Annotated in this window: 20 protein-coding genes and 2 pseudogenes; 8 read left to right on the top strand and 14 right to left on the bottom strand. The window is 60.4% G+C overall.

Going from position 1 to position 22,090, the window contains the following annotated elements:
- Nucleotides 1–31: 31 nt before the first annotated feature.
- From ACERIT_RS02895 to ACERIT_RS02880, 4 genes are all read right to left on the bottom strand, one after another.
- Nucleotides 32–898: a family 10 glycosylhydrolase gene (locus ACERIT_RS02895; protein ID WP_373673299.1), complete on the bottom strand. Its 867-nt coding sequence runs from the start codon at nt 896–898 to the stop codon at nt 32–34.
- A 265-nt stretch (nt 899–1,163) separates the two neighbouring features.
- The gene (pyrI, locus tag ACERIT_RS02890) at nt 1,164–1,634 is read right to left on the bottom strand and encodes an aspartate carbamoyltransferase regulatory subunit (protein WP_373673298.1); all 471 of its coding nucleotides are present in this window, start codon (nt 1,632–1,634) and stop codon (nt 1,164–1,166) included.
- The gene (gene pyrB / locus ACERIT_RS02885; RefSeq protein WP_373673297.1) at nt 1,634–2,548 is read right to left on the bottom strand and encodes an aspartate carbamoyltransferase; all 915 of its coding nucleotides are present in this window, start codon (nt 2,546–2,548) and stop codon (nt 1,634–1,636) included. The genes pyrI and pyrB overlap by 1 nt, the downstream gene beginning before the upstream one ends.
- Before the next feature lie 101 nt (nt 2,549–2,649).
- Nucleotides 2,650–2,976, bottom strand: a complete 327-nt coding sequence (locus ACERIT_RS02880; RefSeq protein ID WP_373673296.1) for a 2Fe-2S iron-sulfur cluster-binding protein — start codon at nt 2,974–2,976, stop codon at nt 2,650–2,652.
- 138 nt (nt 2,977–3,114) lie between these two features.
- Between ACERIT_RS02880 and mvaD the strand changes: the two genes are divergently transcribed.
- Nucleotides 3,115–4,107, top strand: coding sequence for a phosphomevalonate decarboxylase MvaD (mvaD, locus tag ACERIT_RS02875; protein ID WP_373673295.1), 993 nt, complete (start codon nt 3,115–3,117; stop codon nt 4,105–4,107).
- An 81-nt stretch (nt 4,108–4,188) separates the two neighbouring features.
- On the opposite strand, the gene ACERIT_RS02870 is transcribed toward mvaD, so the two are convergent.
- Nucleotides 4,189–4,551 (bottom strand): hypothetical protein, encoded by a 363-nt coding sequence (locus ACERIT_RS02870; protein WP_373673294.1) that lies wholly within the window; start codon nt 4,549–4,551, stop codon nt 4,189–4,191.
- 220 nt (nt 4,552–4,771) lie between these two features.
- On the opposite strand from ACERIT_RS02870, the gene ACERIT_RS02865 reads away from it, so the two are divergent.
- Nucleotides 4,772–6,112 (top strand): DEAD/DEAH box helicase, encoded by a 1,341-nt coding sequence (locus ACERIT_RS02865; protein ID WP_373673293.1) that lies wholly within the window; start codon nt 4,772–4,774, stop codon nt 6,110–6,112.
- 13 nt (nt 6,113–6,125) lie between these two features.
- On the opposite strand, the gene ACERIT_RS02860 is transcribed toward ACERIT_RS02865, so the two are convergent.
- A complete protein-coding gene (locus tag ACERIT_RS02860) occupies nt 6,126–6,527 on the bottom strand; it encodes a hypothetical protein (protein ID WP_373673292.1) in 402 nt (133 codons plus the stop codon).
- A 134-nt stretch (nt 6,528–6,661) separates the two neighbouring features.
- Between ACERIT_RS02860 and ACERIT_RS02855 the strand changes: the two genes are divergently transcribed.
- On the top strand, nt 6,662–8,164 hold the full coding sequence (locus ACERIT_RS02855) for a DUF790 family protein (RefSeq protein WP_373673291.1): 1,503 nt from the start codon (nt 6,662–6,664) through the stop codon (nt 8,162–8,164).
- Nucleotides 8,165–8,320: 156 nt separating this feature from the next.
- Here the strand turns inward: ACERIT_RS02855 and ACERIT_RS02850 are convergent, their stop codons facing one another.
- Both ACERIT_RS02850 and ACERIT_RS02845 read right to left on the bottom strand, forming a co-directional pair.
- A complete protein-coding gene (locus ACERIT_RS02850; protein WP_373673290.1) occupies nt 8,321–9,364 on the bottom strand; it encodes a tyrosine-type recombinase/integrase in 1,044 nt (347 codons plus the stop codon).
- The gene (locus ACERIT_RS02845; RefSeq protein WP_373673367.1) at nt 9,357–9,761 is read right to left on the bottom strand and encodes a DUF5805 domain-containing protein; all 405 of its coding nucleotides are present in this window, start codon (nt 9,759–9,761) and stop codon (nt 9,357–9,359) included. The genes ACERIT_RS02850 and ACERIT_RS02845 overlap by 8 nt, the downstream gene beginning before the upstream one ends.
- A gap of 1,381 nt (nt 9,762–11,142) precedes the next feature.
- On the opposite strand from ACERIT_RS02845, the gene ACERIT_RS02840 reads away from it, so the two are divergent.
- A complete protein-coding gene (locus tag ACERIT_RS02840) occupies nt 11,143–12,879 on the top strand; it encodes a hypothetical protein (RefSeq protein ID WP_373673289.1) in 1,737 nt (578 codons plus the stop codon).
- A 464-nt stretch (nt 12,880–13,343) separates the two neighbouring features.
- Nucleotides 13,344–14,564, top strand: a complete 1,221-nt coding sequence (locus ACERIT_RS02835) for an MFS transporter (protein WP_373673288.1) — start codon at nt 13,344–13,346, stop codon at nt 14,562–14,564.
- Between the two features lie 66 nt (nt 14,565–14,630).
- Here the strand turns inward: ACERIT_RS02835 and ACERIT_RS02830 are convergent, their stop codons facing one another.
- The 4 genes from ACERIT_RS02830 to ACERIT_RS02815 form a co-directional block, all read right to left on the bottom strand.
- Nucleotides 14,631–15,494, bottom strand: a complete 864-nt coding sequence (locus ACERIT_RS02830) for a coenzyme F420-0:L-glutamate ligase (RefSeq protein ID WP_373673287.1) — start codon at nt 15,492–15,494, stop codon at nt 14,631–14,633.
- Between the two features lie 93 nt (nt 15,495–15,587).
- A complete protein-coding gene (locus tag ACERIT_RS02825) occupies nt 15,588–15,830 on the bottom strand; it encodes a hypothetical protein (protein WP_373673286.1) in 243 nt (80 codons plus the stop codon).
- A 265-nt stretch (nt 15,831–16,095) separates the two neighbouring features.
- Entirely contained in the window at nt 16,096–16,431 is a 336-nt protein-coding gene (locus ACERIT_RS02820; RefSeq protein ID WP_373673285.1) for a cupin domain-containing protein, read from the bottom strand.
- A 220-nt stretch (nt 16,432–16,651) separates the two neighbouring features.
- Nucleotides 16,652–17,383, bottom strand: a complete 732-nt coding sequence (locus ACERIT_RS02815) for a ZIP family metal transporter (protein ID WP_373673284.1) — start codon at nt 17,381–17,383, stop codon at nt 16,652–16,654.
- 290 nt (nt 17,384–17,673) lie between these two features.
- On the opposite strand from ACERIT_RS02815, the pseudogene ACERIT_RS02810 reads away from it, so the two are divergent.
- Nucleotides 17,674–17,928 (top strand): annotated as a pseudogene (locus tag ACERIT_RS02810) (sulfate ABC transporter permease); the annotation flags it as partial.
- Nucleotides 17,925–19,018 (top strand): annotated as a pseudogene (locus tag ACERIT_RS02805) (ABC transporter ATP-binding protein). The pseudogenes ACERIT_RS02810 and ACERIT_RS02805, both read left to right, overlap by 4 nt.
- Nucleotides 19,019–19,174: 156 nt before the next feature.
- Here ACERIT_RS02805 and ACERIT_RS02800 read toward each other — a convergent pair.
- Both ACERIT_RS02800 and ACERIT_RS02795 read right to left on the bottom strand, forming a co-directional pair.
- Nucleotides 19,175–19,630: a YbhB/YbcL family Raf kinase inhibitor-like protein gene (locus ACERIT_RS02800; protein WP_373673366.1), complete on the bottom strand. Its 456-nt coding sequence runs from the start codon at nt 19,628–19,630 to the stop codon at nt 19,175–19,177.
- Nucleotides 19,631–19,873: 243 nt separating this feature from the next.
- On the bottom strand, nt 19,874–20,914 hold the full coding sequence (locus ACERIT_RS02795; RefSeq protein WP_373673283.1) for an NAD(P)-dependent alcohol dehydrogenase: 1,041 nt from the start codon (nt 20,912–20,914) through the stop codon (nt 19,874–19,876).
- A 112-nt stretch (nt 20,915–21,026) separates the two neighbouring features.
- On the opposite strand from ACERIT_RS02795, the gene ACERIT_RS02790 reads away from it, so the two are divergent.
- A complete protein-coding gene (locus ACERIT_RS02790) occupies nt 21,027–22,088 on the top strand; it encodes an amidohydrolase family protein (protein ID WP_373673282.1) in 1,062 nt (353 codons plus the stop codon).
- The last annotated feature ends 2 nt before the right edge of the window (nt 22,089–22,090 follow it).

Genomic DNA, 22,090 nt, shown 5'->3' with positions numbered 1-22,090 from the left:
ACGGTCTCGATGTTCACCATCGACCGTCCAGTCACGAATCGTCGGGTCGGTGGGTCTCGCCACCCCGTGAGTCGGCATCCTTACGCCGGACTGCGGCCGCGGCGTTTCCCGCATCGTATCCGAAGAAGACGTCCTTCGCGTAGACTTCCGCGACCTCAGTCGCATGCACGAGCGCGTCGACGTCGACGTCGACCGCATACAATTCGACCGAGAAGGGCGTTCGTGGCGGGGCACCATGGATGTCGTAATCGCCACCGAGCCGCGATCGGAATCCGCGTGCGATCGCCTCGAGCCAGTAGGTCGTGCCGTACTCGACGTCATAAAGCGGGACGACGAACTCATCGACGTACTCGGTGAGTGCCTGGAGGTCGAGACCGGCGCGTTCATACAGGTGTCCCGGGTGGGGATCCGGATACAGCGTGAGGTACGTTCGTCCGGGGATGCGATCGCTGGCCTCCGCGACGAACTCCGTTATCACCTCGGCGCGCCAGTCCGCCCAGTCCTCGTGGTCGCTCCGGGCGAACGATCGTTCACACCGGTCACATCGACAGTACCCTTCCCGTGGGAATCCGACGTCGTCCAATCGAACGTCCGGATATCGTTCCGCACAGTCCTCGACGATCTCCAGCAACCCATCGCGGTACTCCGGATGTGTCGGACAGACGTACGCCCAATCGAAGTGAGATCGGTCGCGTGTCGCCGTCTCCCCGCGGTCGTTAACCGGAACCAGATCGGGGTTCTGGCTTGCGGCCGCGTTATCGCCGAAACACGAGACCATGTTCACCGCGTTCGTGAGAGGATCAGCTGCCCGCCCGGTGACGTCTTTCACCTCATAGAAGCCGCGATCGAACTGGTCCATCGTGACGTCGTCGGCGTTTCGCGTGACGATCCCGTACATACCGCCGGCTACTCGACGAGCAGTGTTAAAAAGGACGTTCGCGTGCGCGGCGGACCCGGGCGATCCGGAACCGAATCGGTGTCGCCTACGGGATCGGCTATTCGACCTCAACCGGCTCCTTGTCGCCGGAGATGAGGAAGTATACGACGGCTATGAGGACCAATGCGACTACCAGTTTTGATTTCGAAGCCATGATTGAATGTTGGTCGGAGACGGCTAAAAACTACCGGGACGATCACCGTTTCGAACGCGACGATCGCCGCCCTCAGACGTCGATGTGGTCCGCGATCTGCTCGCGGATGATCTCCGAGCAGTAATCACAGCGAACCCCCTCATCGAGCACCTCAAAGCGGGTTTCCACCGGCTCCGAGTCATTAGAAATGCAGTTTCGGTTTGGACACGATAGCACGCCGACGACCTCCTCGGGGGGCTCGACTCGGTTCTTCTCCACGACGTTATACTCGCGGACGATGTTGATCGTCGCCTCCGGCGCGATGAGCGAGAGCACGTCGACCTCCGATTGGCTCAACTCCCTGCCTTCCACCTTGAGAATGTCCTTGTGGCCGAGGCGATCCGAGGGGACGTTCATTCCGATCGAGACGCCGAATCCCTCGGATCCGTCGATTCCGAGGATCGCGAGCACGTTGAGCGCTTGCCCGCCCGCGATGTGGTCGATCACGGTTCCATTGCGGATCTTCGAGACGCGGAGTTCGTGTTCGGATCGATCGGAACTCATCAGTCTTCACCTCCAAGGAGGATATCCAAAAGTGCCATCCGCACCGGAACGCCGTTGTGTGCTTGTTCGAAATACCGGGCGTGATCGGTCTCGTCGATCGTCGGTGCGATCTCGTCGACGCGGGGAAGTGGATGCATGATCGTCAGGTCATCACGGGCAGTAGAGAGCGTTTCCTCGTCGATCCGGTATTCACCGGCGACCGTCCGGTACTCGTTCTCGTCGGGGAATCGCTCGCGCTGGATCCGGGTGACGTACAGGACATCAAGTTCGGAGAGGACCGCCTCGAGGTCGGTGTGTTCGCGGACCTGTGCGCCCGCCTCGTGGAGGTCGAACCGAACCGACCGTGGGAGTCGAAGCGATTCGGGGCTGATGAAATGTTGTCGGACGTCGAAGTTCGTCAACGCCGCCGACAGCGAGTGAACCGTCCGGCCGTACTTGAGATCACCCATGATCCCGATCGTGAGATCGTCGAGGCCGTGCCGTTCCCGGATGGTGTATAGATCGAGGAGCGTCTGTGAGGGGTGTTGTCCGGCTCCGTCGCCGGCGTTTATCACCGGCACGTCGACGAACTCCGAGGCCATCTTCGCGGAGCCCTCGCTCGGATGGCGCAACACGATCGCGTCGGCGTATCCCTCGATCACCCGAGCGGTGTCGGCAAGCGATTCGCCCTTCTTTACCGATGACGACTCGATCGATCCCATGTCGATCGTGTCGGCACCGAGCCGCTTTGCCGCCGTCTCGAAGCTCATCTTCGTTCGCGTGCTCGGCTCGAAAAAGCACAACGCGAGCACGGATCCGGAATATCGCTGTGTGAACGCCGACCGTGACTCGTCGATCGTCCGTGCCCGGTCGAGCACCGCCTCGATGTCCGCCCGCGAGAGTTGAGTCGCGGTGATGAGGTGGTCCTGACGCATTGTCTACTTCGCGGGTTGGAACCGTCTTGAATCCGTCGGGTCATCCCGCGGAGTCGTTCTCCGGATGGTCCCGGGCGCCGTCGTGAGCCGCGAGTACACCGTCAGTCGTCAGCCGCGGACGGTTCGTTCCCGGGCGATGCGTTCTCGATGCTCGGAGGATAGACCCCTCGATCGAGTCGAAGATCGGATTTCGGGCGCGCCATACACGTCAGGGCGTAGTGGGACGCCTCCTCGTCAGTGAGCCCACGTGCCGCAGGCTGGGTCACCTCGCCCTCGACGATCTCCGCCGAACAGGCCAGACACATGCCGACCCGACAGGAATACTCCTGGGCGATGCCCTCCTCCAGACAGGCGTTGAGGATCGTCTGCGTGTCGGATACCTCGATCGTCTCGCCGGTCCCGACGAACTTGACGGTGTAGTCGGTCATACCGATCTGATCCGCGTACGGGCGGCAAAACTCTTGTCATGGCATCGATCCTGTCATGGTATCGATCTCCAGTGGCTTCGGAGTCGATTTCCTCGATCATTCGCAACGCTAATCCCCCGTTACCCGAACATACCGGATATGAAAGCCACGGCACGAGCGCATCCGATCCAGGGGCTCGTCAAGTACCACGGGATGCGCGACGAGCAACTTCGACTTCCGTATCACGACAGCATCAGCCTTTGTACAGCCCCAACGGCGACTACGACCACCGTCGAGTGGGAACCGGATGCCAATGAGGACGTGTTCCGCATCGACGGCGACGACGTGGAGGGGAGAGCGAGAGAACGGATCGACTCGGTCGTCGATCACGTTCGCGATCTGTCCGGATTCGACCACGCCGTCCGCTTTGAAAGTGAGAATTCGTTCCCCTCGAACATCGGCTTCGGGTCGTCCTCCTCGGGGTTCGCAGCGGCGGCGATGGCGCTCACGGAGGCGGCTGGCCTTGAGATGTCCCGGCCGGAGATATCCACGGTCGCCAGACGTGGATCGTCGTCGGCGGCCCGTGCGGTGACCGGCGCCTACTCGATCCTCGAGACAGGACTCAACGACGAGGACTGTCGTGCTCGCCGCCTTCCAGTCGGCGAGGGCGACGACGGATTCGATCCCGAATCAGATCTCCGGATCGTTGCCGCACACGTTCCGTCCTACAAGGAGACGGAGGAGGCCCACCGGGAGGCGGAGGCGAGTCACATGTTCGATGCGCGGATGGCTCACGTACACGGTCAGTTGATCGAGATGACCGATGCACTCCGTGCGGGCTCGTTCGAGCGGATCTTTGAGTTGGCCGAACACGACTCGCTATCGTTGACGGCGACGACGATGACGGGGCCGGCCGGATGGGTCTACTGGCAACCCGAGACGATCGCGGTGTTCAACGCCGTTCGAGAACTCCGAGAGGCGGACGTACCGGTCTACTTCTCGACCGACACCGGCGCCTCGGTGTACGTCAACACGCGGGAGCCCTACGTTGAGGAGGTCGAATCGCGGATCGCGGAGATCGGGATCGACACGGACGTCTGGTCGGTTGGCGGCCCCGCACACGTCCTGGATGTGAGCGAATCGATCTTTTGATCCGGGGGATGATCCGGCTCGATCACGGGACCTCGATCGATCCGATCAGAGCGAGGTCGTCAGTCACAGCGGAGTCCTCGGTCACAGCTGGGTCGTCGAAGTGAACGGGACGCCGAACGCGTCAATGCCGGCAAACGGAAGGACCGCCAACACGAGTATCGCCGCCGCCCAGGCGAGAAATCCCATGATTCCGGCGTCTATCCACGAGGCGCGATATCGCCACTTGATGACGCCGATCCATGCGAGGAGTGGAAGGAGTTCCCCGACGAGCGGAACGCCAGTGAACGCGCCGGCGATCGCCCAGACGATCGCCCCGATCAACGCGGTGACGACCGCGTGCTCGTAGCTTCGCGAGTCGACGACGATGCTCGCGGCGATGAAGATCGCGAGTCCCCCGACGAGCAGACTGACGAGGAACGCCACGATCGAGGCAACGACTGGCATACGTTCTCTTCGTCGACGGAGGCCCTTTATCATGGCGAACAGGTGGGACGGACTACGCTCGTGGAACGCTCGGCGCGTCCGTACCACACACCCGCATCCCGCGCCGAGCCGATCGAACGTCCACGGGTTCGGTGGCTCCCGATCCGGTTTGAACGTTCGGCCGTCGACAATCCGGACGGTGTGCCTTTATACGTGGATCTTCGAGAGGACGTATGCGCCGATGACCGTACGGCTCACCTACGAGGACGGGACCATTCGGATCGAGACCGACGAGGAGCTGCCGCCGCTTCCCGGGGTCGAACACGACGATCGGATCGATAGTGCCAGAGCTCCCGCAGTCCACTACGATGAGATCCTGACGGCGCTCGAGGTTGCGGGCGTCTCCGTCGTCGACGACGTGTTCGATCACCCGGTGATGTCGCTGTCGACGGATTACCGGTTGCGGGAGTATCAACGCGAGGCCCGTGACGCGTGGCACGCCAATGACGACCGCGGCGTTCTGGAACTACCCACGGGATCCGGAAAGACGGTGATCGCGATCGCCGCAATGGCCGAACTAGGCGTTCCGACGCTCGTCGTCGTGCCGACGATCGACCTCCTCGAACAGTGGGTCCGCGAACTCGAACGGGAATTCGAGGTACCGATCGGTCGGTTTGGCGGGGGAACACAGCATCGCGAGTCGATCACGGTGTCGACGTACGACTCCGCGTATCTCAAAGCCGACGACGTCGGCGACGTCTTTGGGTTCGTCGTCTTCGACGAGGTACACCACCTTGGAGGAGAGCGATATCGCGACATCGCGCGACTTCTCGCCGCGCCGGCACGGCTCGGACTGACCGCCACCTTCGAACGACCGGATGGTGCCCATCGCGTCATCGAAGAGTTGGTCGGACCGCGAGTTCACGACATCGCGGTCGACGACCTCGCAGGGGATCACCTCGCACCCTACGACGTTCGGCGGATCGAGGTGGAGTTGACCGACGAGGAACGTGATCGGTACGAAGACCGGCAAGGGACGTTCGTTCGGTATCTCCGTGATTCAGGACTCACGCTTTCAAGCGGGAGCGACTATCGAAAGTTGGTCATGCGATCGGGCCGGGACCCGCGTGCTCGTGAGGCCCTGTTGGCCAAACAGGAGGCTCGTCAGGTGATGATGAACGCCGAGAACAAACGGCGGACGCTCGCAAGGCTGTTGGACCGACATCGCGACGATCGGATCATCGTCTTTACGGCACACACGGACCTCGTGTATCGACTCTCGGAGCGGTTTCTGCTGCCGGCGATCACCAACGAAACGGGGACGCCCGAACGTCGCGAGATCCTCGATCGGTTTCGTGACGGCACCTACTCGCGGATACTCGCAGCGAACGTGCTCGATGAGGGCGTCGACGTACCGGATGCCAACGTCGCCGTCGTCCTCTCGGGGTCGGGAAGCGAACGCGAGTTCACCCAGCGACTCGGACGGGTCCTCCGGCCGAAGGACGACGGGGGTCGGGCTATCCTGTATGAACTCGTCACCGCGGATACGGCCGAAGAGCGCGTCGCGGAGAGACGTCGGTGACGGCTGTGGACGATCACGTTTCGATATCCATCGAGAGGCTCCCGCCGTTTATGAACTCCGCGTAGGGTAACTCGAATTCGATTGCGATCTCGACTTCGATATCCGGTTCGACCTCCAGATCGCGGGTTTTTGTGACTTCCTCGGTCGGGGTCGCCGCCGTTACGACGAGCGTTCCCGCACGCTGTTCGGGGGCCGTGTTCGTCACGATCGCCTCGATGAGGAGCATCCCATCCTCTCGCTCGGAGAAGTCGCGATCCACTAGCCGCAACCCCGGCGGGGGATCGGTAGTCGTCGATCCGGAATCCGACGACGTCTCGGCGGTCGGCGGGGCGCGGGGACCGGAGGGTGGCCGTTCCCCGACACAGCCAGCAAACGTCGCCGCGATCGCGGCGGTCAGAACGCCTCGTCGTCGCATACCCGAGGGTCCGTTCGGGGATACAAATGTATTGTCCCCCGTTCGTGGGTGACCCGGAGCATCCACGATCGTATCCAGCGAGTACCCACGATCGCATCCGGTGGGTTTTACCGATTTCGAGACGAGACACGCCTGTGCTTCGAAAGGACCATCTCCGCGTCTCCAGGGCGGGTGGTGAGTATGCTCCACAGTTCATCGATCGCGAGCAGCGACGGCTCGTGGCCCGCGTACTCGAAACGTTTCGGAGCCACGTGGGCGAACGATACGCAGAACTCGAGGCTCGTCTGGAGGATATCGAAGCCAACGCCGATGACTTCAAGCTCGTTCGAGGGATGGCGGCACTGCTGGAGCGCGAGGCGACCTTCCAGACTCGGTCGCCGCTCCCGCCGCGGAGGGCACGCCGGAAGGCGTTCGAGGCCGCCGAATCGGTCGGTGTCACCACATCCGCGGAGCGCGAACTCGCCGTAGAGACTGCGGCGGACGGACTCAGCGTCGATCCGGCCGACATCGAGGCATCGCTGTATGCCGACCGCGAGGACGAGCAGGTCATGACCGGCTTCGAACCGCGGTGGGACCCGGACACACTCGTTGATCGGTACAACCTGTCGTTGGCCCAGACCTCCCTGTTCGATGCGATCGAGGTTCGCGTCCGTTCAACTGATCCGAAACGGCTCGTAAGCGCGACCAAGCGGCTCGGATTGATGTACGAGATCGAAATGACGGAGGAGGGACGGGAACTCGTGGTTACCGGCCCCGATTCCCTGTTTCGGGGTACCCGTCGGTACGGTACTGCCTTCGCCCGACTGCTCCGATCGATCGCCGAGACACCCGAATGGCGGTTGACGGCCACGATCGACGACCGCGGCACCGAACGGACGATGACGCTCACCGAGACCGACGTGACGGTTCCCGGCGTTGAACCGCTCGCGGAGCCGGCCTTTGATAGCGGCGTCGAGGCCGACTTCGCCGGACGGTTCCGGTCGCTCGATCTCGATTGGACGCTCGTTCGCGAGCCCGAGCCGCTTGAGGCGGGAACGCGCGTGATGATCCCGGATTTCTCGTTTGAATACGACCACGCCGACTTTCGCGTCTTCTTCGAGGTGATGGGCTTTTGGACGCCGGAGTACGTCGAAAAGAAGCTCTCACAACTCGAGACGGTGGAATCGGTCGATCTGATCGTGGCGGTCGACGAATCCCTCGGAGTCGGTGAGGAGATCGCTGCACGTGACCACCGAGCCGTGACCTATTCGCGGACCGTTCGGGTAAAAGACGTGGTCGACGTGCTCCGTGAGTACGAGTCCGATCTCCTCGCGGAGGCGGCATCCGTCCTTCCTGACGTCCTCCGTCCGGATCAGGACGTCGTGACGATGGATGCCCTCGCGAGGCGATATGACGTTGCAACTGAGGCTCTCGGCGGGATACCGGCCCCGGAACACGAACGGGTCGGCGGAACGTTCGTTCGACCCGGGATCCTCGCGGATCTGAAAGACCGGATCGAACCTGGAATGTCCCTTGCGGAGGTGGAGTCCATCCTGGCGGAAGCCGGCATCGACGACACGAGCGCGGCGTTGTCCCGGCTCGGGTGTCGCGTCGAGTGGGACGGCCTGACCGGCGGAACGGTCCGTGAACGGTCCTGATCCGTCGGAACGATCCCTTCTGAAGCGACTACTGGATGCGTTCGATCAGCAGACATCCGAACAATTTCTATATAGCATTATGAGATTTATACGTTCGACATCGATCGAAGTTCGAACGTCATCGGTTCTCGATCACGATGGAATCGTCAACGCGAACTACAACAGACGGTAGACGTTTGCCTCGTAGATCTCGCGAACACGGTCGCCCCAGTTGTGGGTATACGTATCGATGATGTCGTCGGCGACGTCTCCTCGTAGATACTTCACGACGCCACGATCCCCGGTTCGTTCCCGAAGATGGGTGGTGAAGAAGTGTCGAAAGTAGTGCGGGGTAACGTTCTCGCTTGCTCCGCCGCCGGTACGGTACCAGCCGTAGTCGCGAGCGTATCCTTCGATCACGTGACGAACCGATTCAGGGTCGATCCGCTCGCCCCACCCGTCCGCAGTGGAGACGAAAAGAGGGTCCGCCGATGAGACCGCATCCGGCCGGATCGCGAGCCACGCCTTCAGGACGGTCCGTAACTCGTCGTCGATCGGTATCACCGTCTCGCGTTTTCGCTTGTTCGCTGCAGTACGAATCTCGCCGTTCAGCGGCTCACCAACGCGGGCATCCCCGGTGACGTACAGCGAATTCGGTCGGCCATCGAGTGTGACACGTGTGCCGAGATCGTAGACAGCACCGAGGTCGGGATCGTCGATCGCCACGTCCCGGAGATCCAGGTTACAGAGCTCGCCGACGCGTACTCCCGTCTTCAACAGAGTCACGACGATCGCCCGATGGAGTGGATGTCGAACGCCAGCAACGAAGGTCCGCATCGTCGAGACGTCGATCTCACGGCGGGCCGGATCCTTATCGATCGATTCGTCCATCTCCTCCATCACGAGCGTCATCGGATTCGCCTCGAAGACGCCGATCTGGGTCATATAGGCGTAAAAACGGTGGAGATACGCCGCATACGTCGCGATCGTGCTCTCGGCGAGATCACCTCGGAGGGAATGAACGAACGCCATACAGTCGCGATGGCTTGCCTCGGCGGTCGAGGCGGGCGATCTATCCCGATCGGACAGAAACGACTCGAAGCGGCGCAGAACGCGTTCGTAGGAGCGTCTCGTCCGGTCAGTCTTTCCGTGATAGGTGAGATCCTCGAGGAAGTAGCCGATCGGATCCTCGAGATCCGGGTCTGCATCCTGGCTACTCATCGATCAACACGTATCCTCCCTCACGTCCACGATAGCGAACCGTCCCGTCGTCCTGGAGATGATCGAGTGCGTCCTCCAGTCGGGTCTCGAGATCTGCGGTAACCGCAGCGAGAAGTTCCTCCCAGGAGAGCACACCCTCGCTCTCAAGGACATTCCGGACATGGTCTTCGAGGTCATTACCCCCAGGGTTCAAGTTGGGATCGTCGGGTTCCTCGGATGGTTCCGGATCGGTGTTTCCCTCGATCGATACTCCGCGCCGTCCGGCCTGGACCATCGTTCGCACGAACTCGCTTTGGGACATCCCGAGTTCCTCGGCGTGTGTGACCCACTCGTCTTTTTGATATGCGGGAACGTAGGTTCTGATCGACGTTCGATCGGTATTCGGATCGTCGTTCATCGACATTGGTTCGGTCACACCGAAGGAGTATCAAACTATCCCCACAAATTACGATAAGGGCTCTTATCCCCTGATATACCACTATATTCCCCGGCAGTTGGGGTGCTAGATTAGTGGGATAATACATATTTAGGTATTCATCTCCGGATCTATACGATAGCTTCCAGGGTACCACATTTCTGCATAAGTATCTCCCGGTGCTCAAGGTTCACCTCCTGGACAGTGTGAGTTCTCGTTTTCTGAATGAGGCTGATCGCCGTCGATCCGTATCTTCCCCTCCGATCGGTCTTCACGAGAACGGGATCACCAGCCACGGCTCCTCGTGTTTGAGCGACGTCAAATACTCACTATACGATCGGAACGATCGAAACTCGCGTCTCGTGGATGTGACCGGATCAGGGTCCCGTTCGCGCGGCTCCTCAAGTTCGTGGACGGTTCCCGATCGCTCAGTCGTCTTCCCTCGCGATGGTTCTCCATCCGATGGAGACACAGAACGTTCCGAATGGATTCTTGATACGGCACCATGTGATTCTCGACGCCGGAGACCGTTCTCCACGACGTCGAGGGCTGTGACTCAGCCACGGTCAACCACGGGTCTTTCTCGACATCCGACTCCGCGCGCGCGTAGCTGGGCTCAGCTCAGCACTTTCGGGTCCCGCGCCCGGTCACGAGAGGTGGGGTGTCGTTCCGACATGACTCGCCGACTACAGGCCGGTTCTATCCGACGAGACCATCACCGCGATAGTTCTCGTAGAACGTCGTGAGAACCGTCAAGGTGCCACCACAACCGTTCTCGGCGACGGCACTCCGTGGGTGCAGCCGTCCTGCCATCCGCCACGGGTGTCGATTCCAGCCGGTACCACAGGGAATCGAGATGCCGTCGACGTGTCGTTTCTGAATTAAAACGGTGGATACCCAGTTTGGTTTTCACATTCGGTTAGTTCGTCTCCCCGAATGCTGCCGAAAATTGGTCGGAGGCGTTGCTTTTGCAGGGACTTGGCCAATCTGGAATCCTCCCGGACGATTACTCTGGAACTATCGATCCCTGTAGTCGGGCATCATGATCGCTCACGTCGATTTCCGTCTTAATGGCGTTTGTGAATCCATAGATGTACCGTCCCACCCACTGAGTGCATTCAACGTCGTCTTCGCTCGTATCGGAGGCGGTGAACTCGCCGTTCGTGACGAGCGAGATCGATCATATAAATCATATAGTGCTATATCAATTCGTCTGGGATCTCCCGTCCTCGTCGGTGACTTCACATCGGGCACGTTTACCGTGCTGGGGAGACGTACGGACTGCAGAAGACGTCCGACGAGGTGCGTCTGTAGAGCGGGGGCGACGCCGACGTTTATCCGGGAGCGCGATGTAGTTTATGTAATGGGAGACGACAGTACACCCGGGAACGGCAACCCTGAACCGGGTACCGAGTCAGCGAGTGATCCCGGAGGCCGCTCGCTCCGGGCGCACCTCGCCACACGAACCGTGGGCCTCGGCATCGTGTTGCTCGTCGGGTATTTTACCCGACCGCTCTGGCACGGCATCGTCTACGGTATCCTCCACTCTCCGGGGTTGGCAGTGCTGGGTGGTGGAGCTATCATAACGGCAGTCGTCCTGTGGGTTATTCCACCATTCGACGTGGACGGACGGCCACCCCGATCGTCGAGGAAAACACGGAACGAGGCGGAGAAGCCGCTTGATTTGCTATTCGGAGTCTCGGGCTCACGTGATCGGAAGATCCGACTGTTCACCGTTATCGTGGGCGTGTTGTTCGTTCTCTCACTACTCGTCAGCGTGCCGGCGACGGCCCTCGAACAACGGACGCTGGCGCAACAGACGATGACCGACGCGACCGAAGTGGAGGAGTTTCCGCAAGCGAACCCGGAGAATCCACGCGTCGTTCCTCGCCAGGTAGCGGACATCACGACGCGGGGTTCAGTCTCGTATCGCCAACACAGACTCGGAACGAGTGACATTGCCCGCACGGAAGCGGGGACGCTTGCGTGGTCGTACGCGATCCAGCCCGACGGTCTGCGGAACATGCTCATCGAGAACCAGCGCGGGGTGCTCGTGACGGATATGACACGTATGGACGATCGACAGATCACCGTCTACGAGGAGGAGTTCACCTATGGCGAGGGGATGCTGCTTCATCGATCGGCCGACTGGAACCTCAAGAAAACGGATTACATCACGAAGTACGACGACGACGCCGTCGAGTTTAGCCACGATGGCCGGCCGTATATGTACTACCCGAAAACGGCCCACGAGTGGCACCTGACGCCGTTTCCCCACACGACGCCGACCTGGGATGGCGGGGCGCTGGTCCATCCTGACGGGGACATAGAGCATCTCACCCCCGAGGAGGCCCGGAACCACCCGACACTCGACGGCCAGCGGCTGTATCCGATGACCGTTACGCGCGCCGAGATGGGATCGCTTGGCTACCGCAATGGCATCATCAACCAACTTCCCGTGGTCGGCGCACACGCCGAGGAAGTCGAGCTGGCTCGGCTTCCCTCGGAGGCCGACAACGCCCAACCGTTCGTCATCGATCTGGAAGGGGAACGGATGTCGTACGTAACTGCGCTGGAGCCGTACGGGGAGGACACGCGCGGGCTTGATGAGGTGTGGTTCGCCAATGCCGAGACCGGCGAGTATACCTACTTTGGAACCGAGGACGAAACGCTGACCGGACCGGAGCGCGCCATGGGAATCGCCCGGTCCGCGGATTCACGAACGAACTGGGGGCAAAACTTCGTCGTCACCGAGCCGGTCCCCGTTACGATCGATGGCGACCTGTGGTGGCACATCAAGGTCTCGCCGACGGATTTCACCGACGTGACGCGCAACGTCTTCGTCAATGCCGACACGGGGAGGACGGTCGAAATACGGGACGATGCCGCAGTCAGATCGTTCATCGGCGGGGACGTAACCGAAGATGACCTCGAACCGGTCGCGGACGGGGATGAACGCGATATCATCTACTACGTTCTCATAACCGATGAGGACGGAACCGTGATCGAACGGATCCCCGTCGAACGCGGACAGGGAGCGACCATCGTCGATCCAAGCGACGAACGGGCACAAACCAACGAGACGACCGACAGTGAGTGAGGAGACGGTCGATGGCGAGTGAGGGACGGCCGACGGCGAGTCAGCGTGAGAATCGTCGATCGTCTCCGCATCCTGAAAGGCAGGTTTACAGGCGGTTCAAGGCGAATGCCACGGGGCTTGACCCCGTGGATGAAGCCGACAACGTTGACGCAAACTATTAAGTAGCGATGTACTAAACACCGAGATGAGATGGCACTACTTGTGTCTGGCTTCAAGTCCAAAAATACGGACGGTCAGACGCTGTGCCGTCGCCACCGAATAGGAGTGGGAGCCTCCGAATCCACGCCTGCGGAGACTGGAACCGCTGTGGAAATACCTCACCGGGAGCGTGTTTCTGCAAGTTCTGTCGTAGAAACAGGAAGCCTCGGGGCTTGACCCCGAGGTACTTCACCCTTGCAATTGCCATACGTGAGAACAGTTCCGTCGTGACCCTCGTTGGACGCCTGTTCGGACAGAACGCGAAGATGGTTTCCGACGACGACTTTCGTCTACTCCTCGCAGCGAATGCGATCGGCGCACTCGGAACCGCGCTCATCTCACCGGTGTTGAGTTCATTGACGGAGCCGCTCGGTGTCTCCCCAGCGGAGATCGGGCTGGTCGTGACTGCGGTTGCGGCGCCGCCGATCGTTTTAATCCCGCTTTTTGGACTGCTTACCGATCGAATCGGTCGGAAACCCGTTCTCATTGCCGGTCTGTTCTGTTTCGGTATCGGCGGACTCGGGATCGCCTTTACCACCAGCTTTCAGGTCGTCCTCGGGCTCAGAGCGTTACAAGGGGTCGGGTTTGCGGGGATAACACCGGTTATTATCACCTCGATTGGTGATCTCTATGAGGCCGATTCGGAAACGACCGCACAAGGGATTCGCTTTGGAGTCAGCGGCCTCTCACAGGCGGTTTTTCCGGCCATCGCTGGAGTCATCGTTGGCTTCGCCTGGCAGTATCCCTTTCTCATATATGGGCTCGCCATCCCGATCGCTCTCCTCGTATTCTTGTTTTTCAACGAGCCCGCCGATATCGACGATACGGAATCCGACGAGCAGTCGTTTGAAGGGACGTACGTCGTTCACCTCTGGCAGACCGCGAGTCGCCCTCGCGTGGTACCGTATCTGGTAGCCCGAGGTATTGTCGTCCTTCCGTTCATCGGATTTCTCACGTACAACTCGCTCGTCATCACCCGCCTCCAGGGCGGAACACCGAGTCAGGCCGGATTTCTCGTCGCGCTGTTCAGTATCGTGTATGCGATAACGGCGACGCAGGCGGGGCGAATCGTCGCCCATTTCAACCGACCGACCGTTCCGCTCGTCAGCGCGAACGTCCTTCTCGGCGGGGGACTTGCGGCCTTTGCACTTTCGAGATCCGTGTTCGTCGCCGGACTCCCAGTCGTCGCCATGGGCGTCGGCGTCGGAATCACGTTCTCATTGTACCGGAGTATCATTACGGGGCTGGCACCACCGCAGTTCAGAGGCGGTCTCGTTAGCATCGCCGAATCCGGGGGTCGAGTAGTTGCGACGCTTACTCCGATCGCGATCGGCATCGCGCTCACGCGTGTCGAACCCGTCTTGGGTTTCGAGAGCGCCCTCCGATGGATCGTCGTCACGACGGGGGTGGTAGCCACGGCAATTGGGGTCACGAGCGTTCTCCTCGCACGGACGTCTCGTTCAGTGTCCGGCCACGGCCGATTCTGATGCTCAACGACTAGTCGCTGAGCCGGAATGCGGCCGTATCATCGACGACAGCGATCCACGTCGACGTCAAAACACCGGCACTCGTTCGGCCAACTTCACTCGAATGGACTGAGCCAGCGTCGGGACGATCGCATCCCGAAGGAACTCCGCGTCCGGTTCGATACCGTCTCCGGAATCGTATTCGAGACCGCGGACGATGACGACTGGTGTCCGCTCGGCCGCCTGGCCGGTCAACAGGACGGCTCCCGCGGCGATTTCGTCCGCAATGAGGTCGACGCCGCCCAGTTTCGGGTTGTCATAGAGGTCGCTCGCCCCGAAGTTCCGATCGATCGGCTTGATGCCGGAACAGCCGATCGCTATGTCCACGGATCCGCCCCGGTGACTGACCTCCGAATCCGTCAGGATGACCGCGACATCGACGTCGGCACGTTCCTGAAGCGCTTCGCGGATCCGACGAGCGCTCGCGTTGGGATCCGACGGAAGTAGCGTGGCCATTCCTTCCGGGGAGTTCGACAGATCGACTCCGGCGTTCGTACAGAGACGTCCGTTACGGACCGTCACGAGCAAGGAGGGAAGGTCTTCGATGGCCTGGTCTGCCCCTTCCTCGTGAGTCGTCTGTTCCATGAGGTGGTCGGCCGCGAGATCGGCCACCGGAATCGCACCGACGACCGTCGACTCGCGCAAGACCAGCTCGGCCTCCTTCTCGTCGAGACCCGCACGTTCCGCGATTCGTTCCGCTCGCGGCGAGACGGATATCGATTCGAGATCGACGTGCCGTTCTTCGGCGAGCGAGACCACCTTCGAAGAGACGACGACGTCGCCGTCTTCCAGCCGGGGAGGGTCATCGACGTTCTCAAGGATCCGACCGACCAGATCTTCGCCGCCTTCGAACAACCCTGTGTCGACCCCGTAGTAGGTTACTTCGACCATAACTCCTCACCGATATTCGCCTCCGTATTCCAATCAAGAACCGGGGGATTCCGACGACGTGGGAACAAATTACACGTGCCGGAAAGCAGGGCCTCACAGATACAACAGGATCGAGAGGAGCCAGCATATGCCCAGGAGAATCGAGCTGATAGTTTTGGACGGAGTGGGCTCCGTCGGCGGGTTCCGAAAGAGGGTATCGAGGAGGAGGACCGTCGCTATCAGGCTCCCGCCGGCGAGTCCCTGATAGATCGCGACCGCCGGGTGGATGCTTACTGAGACACCGGCGACTATCGCCACGGCGGTCCCGATGAGGATCTGGTCGTAGTAATCAACCATCTCTCAACTAACATTTCGATAGCTGGACGTAATAACCTATTGCCGGCCCTCACTCGCTCGAAGCGGGGTTGGGGGGAGAGGAAACGCGGAACTCTCTTGTGGAGGAGGTTCCGTTCACCGTCGGTGTCTCTTCAGGACGGCTCTGGAACCGCCGCTTCCAAACGATCGCCGCCGCGTCGGCAACCGTGACTCCAGGAGGGTCGACGATCGAAACGATCCGCGGACGGAGCGATTCGAATTCGACGATCGAATCGCTCCGCGGTCGCTACTCCCAGGGGAAGCTATCGCGTGGCGGGGAGAAGAGTTCGGCCCCGATCGCGGGGGAATCAGTCCGATTCTCGACGCCGTGAGGCTCGTCGCCGGGGATGAAAAAGCCGTCGCCGGCCTCGACGACCCGCTCTTCGCCGTCGCCGAAGAAGACGAGTTCGCCCTCAAAGAGGAATCCGACCTGTTCGTTCGGGTGCGAGTGTTCCTCGATGAGCGCACCGCTTTCGATCCGGAAGTGTTGCATGGTGACGTTCTCGCCGTCGCCCAGTACGGTCAGGTGTACGTCCTCGATCGGTTCGGCGGTCTCAGTGTCGGATACAGGTGCGATGCGCATACCCCTGGTAGTCTCACAGGAGATATTAAAAATACTGAATGATCGATCCCAGATCAGTCCTCGAGATCGATGACAGCCAGTCGAACTCCGAAACGAGGAGCGGCCGAGCGTCGTGAACGCTGATCGCCGTCGACAGCGTCCTGCTTGCTGGCCTCCGTCGACAGCGTCCTGCTTGCTGGCCTCCGTCGACAGTTTCGCATGAAGCTTGACCGCGAGCGACTCACATCGTCCGCGAGAACACGATGAACAACGCCACGCCGACGCCAGCCAGGAAAGTGAGGATGGAGTGTTCCTTCTCGTAAGACCGTGCCTCGGGGAGGAGGTGGGCCGCAGAGACGTAGAGTAGAACCCCGGAGACGAATCCAAGCAGGAGACCAAGATAGCGTGGCCCCAATCCACTCACCAGCGGATAGGCGAGGAAGGCGCCGATCGGTGTCGTCAGTGCTGCGATGAAAAACGCGTATGTCGCTGCCGTTCGTTCCGTCACAGTTCCTTTTACCAGGACGAGATACGTGATGACTCCTTCCGCGAACTCGTGGACGATCAATCCGGTCCCTGCGAGGACGCCAGTCAGGAGGGAAATGTTGAACGTGACGGTATAGACGACCCCGTCGACCAGCGAGTGGACTCCGATGCCTTCCGCGGCCGTCACCCCGAAGGCGAGAGTCGCCTCTCCGGTGCGACGTTTGATAAGGTCATTTGAGAGAAACATGAAGAGGAATCCGGCCAGGGCACTGAATCCCGCCGCAGGGGTTTTCGCGATCGCGTTCGGGAGTGCATGCAACAGCGGCGTTGTAAGGAGAATCCCCGCCGCAAAGCACATGAGGTAGGGAAGCGATCGTTCTGCCCACTCTTGATGTCGGAATATCGCGATGATTCCTGCCCCGTTCACGAGAGCGGCGACGATGGCAAATCCCGCGATCCAGTAGAACTCCTCCGAAAATACTAGCATGGCCGGTTCCCGTTCTCCTTCGTGAGAATTAAACGGGTGCTTTGGCCCACAAAACGGTGATCCTGGCTCGTCGATCCGGGACGATCGGCCAGTCTCATACGGGGATCGTCGACGGTCGAATAATAAAAACCACCGTTGGTTTGTCCGTGGCTGTGTCGTTCATTTCGAGAGAGGAACTCGTCCACCGTGAAAATCGGCACAGTCGGAAACGTGCTTGTGAGCAAGACCCGACAGTGACGTTTCTCGGCTTACTCTCGAATAGTGACCTAATATAGCTACATCACACGCAGATATCCCTTCCGCTTGCACGCGGCGCGATACTCGCAGGTATCGCTCTTACCTTCGCACGAGCGATAGGCGAGTTCGGAGCGACGATGATGGTCGCGTATAACCCTCGAACGATGCCCACCCGAATTTGGGTGGACTTCATTTCCGGCGGGATCGACGCCATCGTGCCACTGGCACTTGCATTGTTAGGGATTACGCTGCTCGTCGTCGCAGCGATCCAGCGGGTTGCCCAGATCCCGACGGTTGTGAATCGATGATTCTCGAACTCGATGACCTGTCCCACCAGTACGGGAGCGAGACAGCAGTCGATGGCGTTTCATTCGGCCTCCCGGAGGGGGAACTGGTGGCGCTTCTCGGGCCAAGCGGGTGCGGAAAGACGACGATCGTTCACGCGATTGCCGGCCATATCACCCACACAACGGGACGGGTGCTCTTGCGCGGGGACGACGTCACTGACAGTCCACCCGAAAGGCGTGAGGTTGGCATCGTCTTTCAACGGTCGACGCTGTATCCCCACATGACCGTTTCCGAGAACGTCGCCTACGGCCTTCATGCGCAAGATATCGATCCGGACCGTCGGGATGAGATCGTCACCGAGTATCTCGAACTGGTCGAACTCACGGAGCAGTATGAGTCCTATCCGGCGGAGTTGAGTGGTGGACAACAACGTCGAGTGGAACTCGCTCGTGCGTTAGCTCCCGAACCGGATGTACTGCTGCTCGATGAACCGCTGTCCGCACTCGATCGGACACTACGAACCCAACTACGAGAGGAGATCACCCGGATACAGCAGGAAACAGGGGTTACGACCCTGTTTGTCACGCACGATCAAGAGGAGGCGATGTCACTCGCCGATCAGCTCGTGATACTGCGTGACGGGAGCGTTTCCGCAGTTGGGGATCCACGCAGCCTCTATGAATCACCACCAAACCGATTCGTTGCGTCGTTTTTGGGGCGGTCGAACACGCTTTCGGCGACGCTCACGGATCGGCACCCGCCAACGCTGACGATCGGTGAGACAACGATTCAACGTATGCGTTGACGAACGATATCGATGACCAGAGAGCGCCGATCGTTCACGTGCGACCGGAAGACATCATCATTGACTCTACAGGGAGTCTGGAAACCGATATCAACCTTCCAGGAACGGTCCGAGCTGTGACGGATATCGGAAGCCGGTACGATGTCCGCGTGCGATTGGAGTGTGGAGAGGAAGTGACCGCAGAACGGAGACGAGCCCCACCTGAGGTGAACGATCGCGTTACAATAGGTATCGATGGGCGAGATATCGCCGTGTTCTCCGGAACGGAGACCCGGAGAGAAGCAACCACCGACGCTACGAGATGAGTCGGTCCGACCACGTTTCGGATGGTGCGGATGGTCGGATCTCGTTCAGCGAGTAACGGATGGGAAGTACAGCCGTTCCAACAGTGGAGTATGATTATCGTATCCCTCCAGTGACACTGGCTCGCAAAATGCCACCGACAGCTGATTCACAAGCGATCAGGCCGGATACGTTCCGTTCAGTTGCGTCCGTTCGATCACGTGACCCTCCATTGCCGATCTCAGTGCCTCAGCATCCGTCTGGGGGGAGCGTTCGAGCGTCGTCTCCAACGCGAAGAGTTGGAATCGGTACCTGTGTTCTTTGTCGGGCGGGTTCGGTCCACCGTAACCGACAGTGCCGTAGTCGTTCGTTCCCTCCGTTGCCTCGCTCGGTGCCCAATCCTCGGGGATCGCCGTCGTCTCGGAAGGGATGTTCCACACGATCCAATGATCCCACACCTTTCCTGCCGGCTCGACCGCGTCAGGATCGTCCATGATGAGGGCCATCGACTCGGCCCCGTCGGGAGCGTTCTCGATCTCCAAGGGTGGATTGACGTTTTCGGCCTCGTAGCCGTATTTGTGGGGAATTCGTTCGCCGTCATCGAACGCCGGGCTCGTGAGTGTAAGATCGCTCATCTGTTCTGTCTCTCCAGTCGTGGGAGTCTCGGCTTCAGTCGGCGAGACACCGGACTCGCCGCTATCGCTCTCGGTCGCGTCTTGGCCCTCGTCGAAGCCGCCGTCGAGGCAGCCGCTCGTGAGCACGCCCGCTCCGACGATGGCCGTCCGGCGCGTGACTGCAAATAGGTCCGATCCCACAAGAAATAGGTTCGGTGGTAAGCTATTATACTCTTGGGCCGATTGGAATCCGATCGACGACGATCAGGGGGTAATGACCGCTCGACCGTCGATCTCGCCGTGTTCGAGCATCTCCGCGACCGTGTTGATCTCCGAGAGATCGTATCGGGAGGTGTGGAGGTCGACGTCGCCACGGTCGACGAGTCGAACGAGTTCCTGTAGTTCCGTGTACCGCCCGACAAGGGTACCTCGGTAGGAGAACTCCCCGTCCACGAGCGACTGTGACGGCTCGTGAATGTGGCCACCGTAGCCGACGACGTGGTGGTCGCCTCCAGGTGCAACGATATCGGGAGCATATCCGGTCGTCACGTCGGCGCCGACGAAATCGAGTACCTGCTCGGCGCCGTGATCGTCGGTGAGATCGGCGATGATGGCCGGAACGTCCTCGCTCGCCGGATCGATCGTGTGGCGGGCGCCGAGTTCCTCGGCCATCTCGCGTGCACTCCGTTTGACGTCGAGCGCGATGATGTCGCTCGCGCTCATGGCGTCGAGACACTGGAGGCCGATATGTCCGAGTCCGCCGATGCCGATCACCACGGCCGGGTCACCGGGGTTCAGTTCGTCGACCGCCTTCTTTACGGCGTGATAGGCGGTAATGCCGGCGTCAGCGTGGGGAGCGATGTCGATCGGATCGGTTCCGTCGGGAAGGGGGACCGTCGCGCGCTCGCTCGTCAACAGGTACTCGGCGAACCCGCCGTCGGTCGTCAGACCGGGGAACGAGAGGTTCTCACAGTACATATCCTCGCCGAGCCGGCACTGTCGACACGTCCCGCAGGTCATCACCGGATGACAGATGACCGGATCGCCGACCGAAACGGTTTCGACCTCCTCACCGACCGCGACGACTTCGCCCGCGTTCTCGTGGCCGAGCGTCAGCGGAAGGTCCTGCTCGACGTAATCCGCCCACATCCCTTCGATGATGTGGTTGTCCGTCTGGCACCACCCGGCGCCGTGCACCTCGACGACGACGTCGTCCGATCGGGTGACTTCCGGACGATCGATCTCGTTGATCGTGAGCGCCTCGGACATCTCCTCGGTGTATTCGTGGAGTCTCGCAGCTTCCATAGCTATCAGTAGCTGGTGATGGAATTTACATAAAAGTTCGCGATGAATACGCTCCAAATGAAACATGATAAACAATGATGTTTATATGGTATCACCAACCATGGTACAACGTATGTATCAGACAGAAGACGGAGAGGACGTGTTCGTTATCGATTCCCATCTGCACTTTTGGGACGCAAGCGAAAAGAACGTCATCCACGAGGGAGGCGAGGAGTTCATTCGCTGTTTTTACGACTACCACACGGGCTTTACGCCCTCCGAACGCGAGTGGAGACTCGATGAGTATCGCAACTACTCGGCGGACCGAATGCTGACGGACCTCTTCGGAAACGGGGCCGTCGACATGGGGATCTTCCAACCGACCCATCTCCATGAGTTCTACGACGAGGGGTTCAATACCGTCGACGACAACGCCGCGCTCGCGGCCGACCACCCGGAGCGGTTCATCACCAACGGTCGATTCGATCCGCGCGAGGGCGAGGCTGGTCTCCGGGAGCTCGAACGTCAAAAGGAGGAATACGACATCGACGGCGTCAAACTCTACACGGCCGAGTGGCGCGGTGACTCCAAGGGGTGGCGTCTCGACAGCGAGGAGGCCTTCCGATACCTCGAGAAATGTTCCGACCTCGGTATTGAGAACATCCATCCGCACAAGGGGCCGACTATCCGCCCGCTGAACCGCGATGCGTTCGACGTCGCGGACGTCGATGATGCCGCGAGCTCCTTCCCCGAACTCAACTTCATCGTCGAACACGTCGGGCTCCCGCGACTCGACGACTTCTGTTGGATCGCCGCCCAGGAACCAAACGTCTACGGTGGACTCGCCGTGGCAGCGCCCATGGCACAGAACCGCCCGCGAAAGTTCGGCGAGATAATGGGGGAACTCCTCTACTGGCTCGGCGAGGATCGGCTCCTCTTCGGCAGCGACTACGCGCTTTGGAACCCCGATTGGCTCGTCGACTGCGTCATGAACGCGGAACTCACCGACGAACAACAAGACGAGTACGGAACGGAGCTCTCAGTCGACGTAATGCGAAAGATCATGGGCGAAAACGCGGCCCGACTCTACGATATCGACATCGAGGAGCAAAAACGACAGTTCCGCGAGGACGCGATCACGGAGGAGTTCGGTCTGGAGACGCACTACGCCGAGACCGGATCGGCGGCCGACTGACG

Source organism: Halopenitus sp. H-Gu1 (assembly GCF_041821145.1).
Lineage (GTDB): Archaea > Halobacteriota > Halobacteria > Halobacteriales > Haloferacaceae > Halopenitus.
Note: the sequence above shows the minus strand (reverse complement) of the source record. Positions and strands in the feature narration are given on the sequence as shown.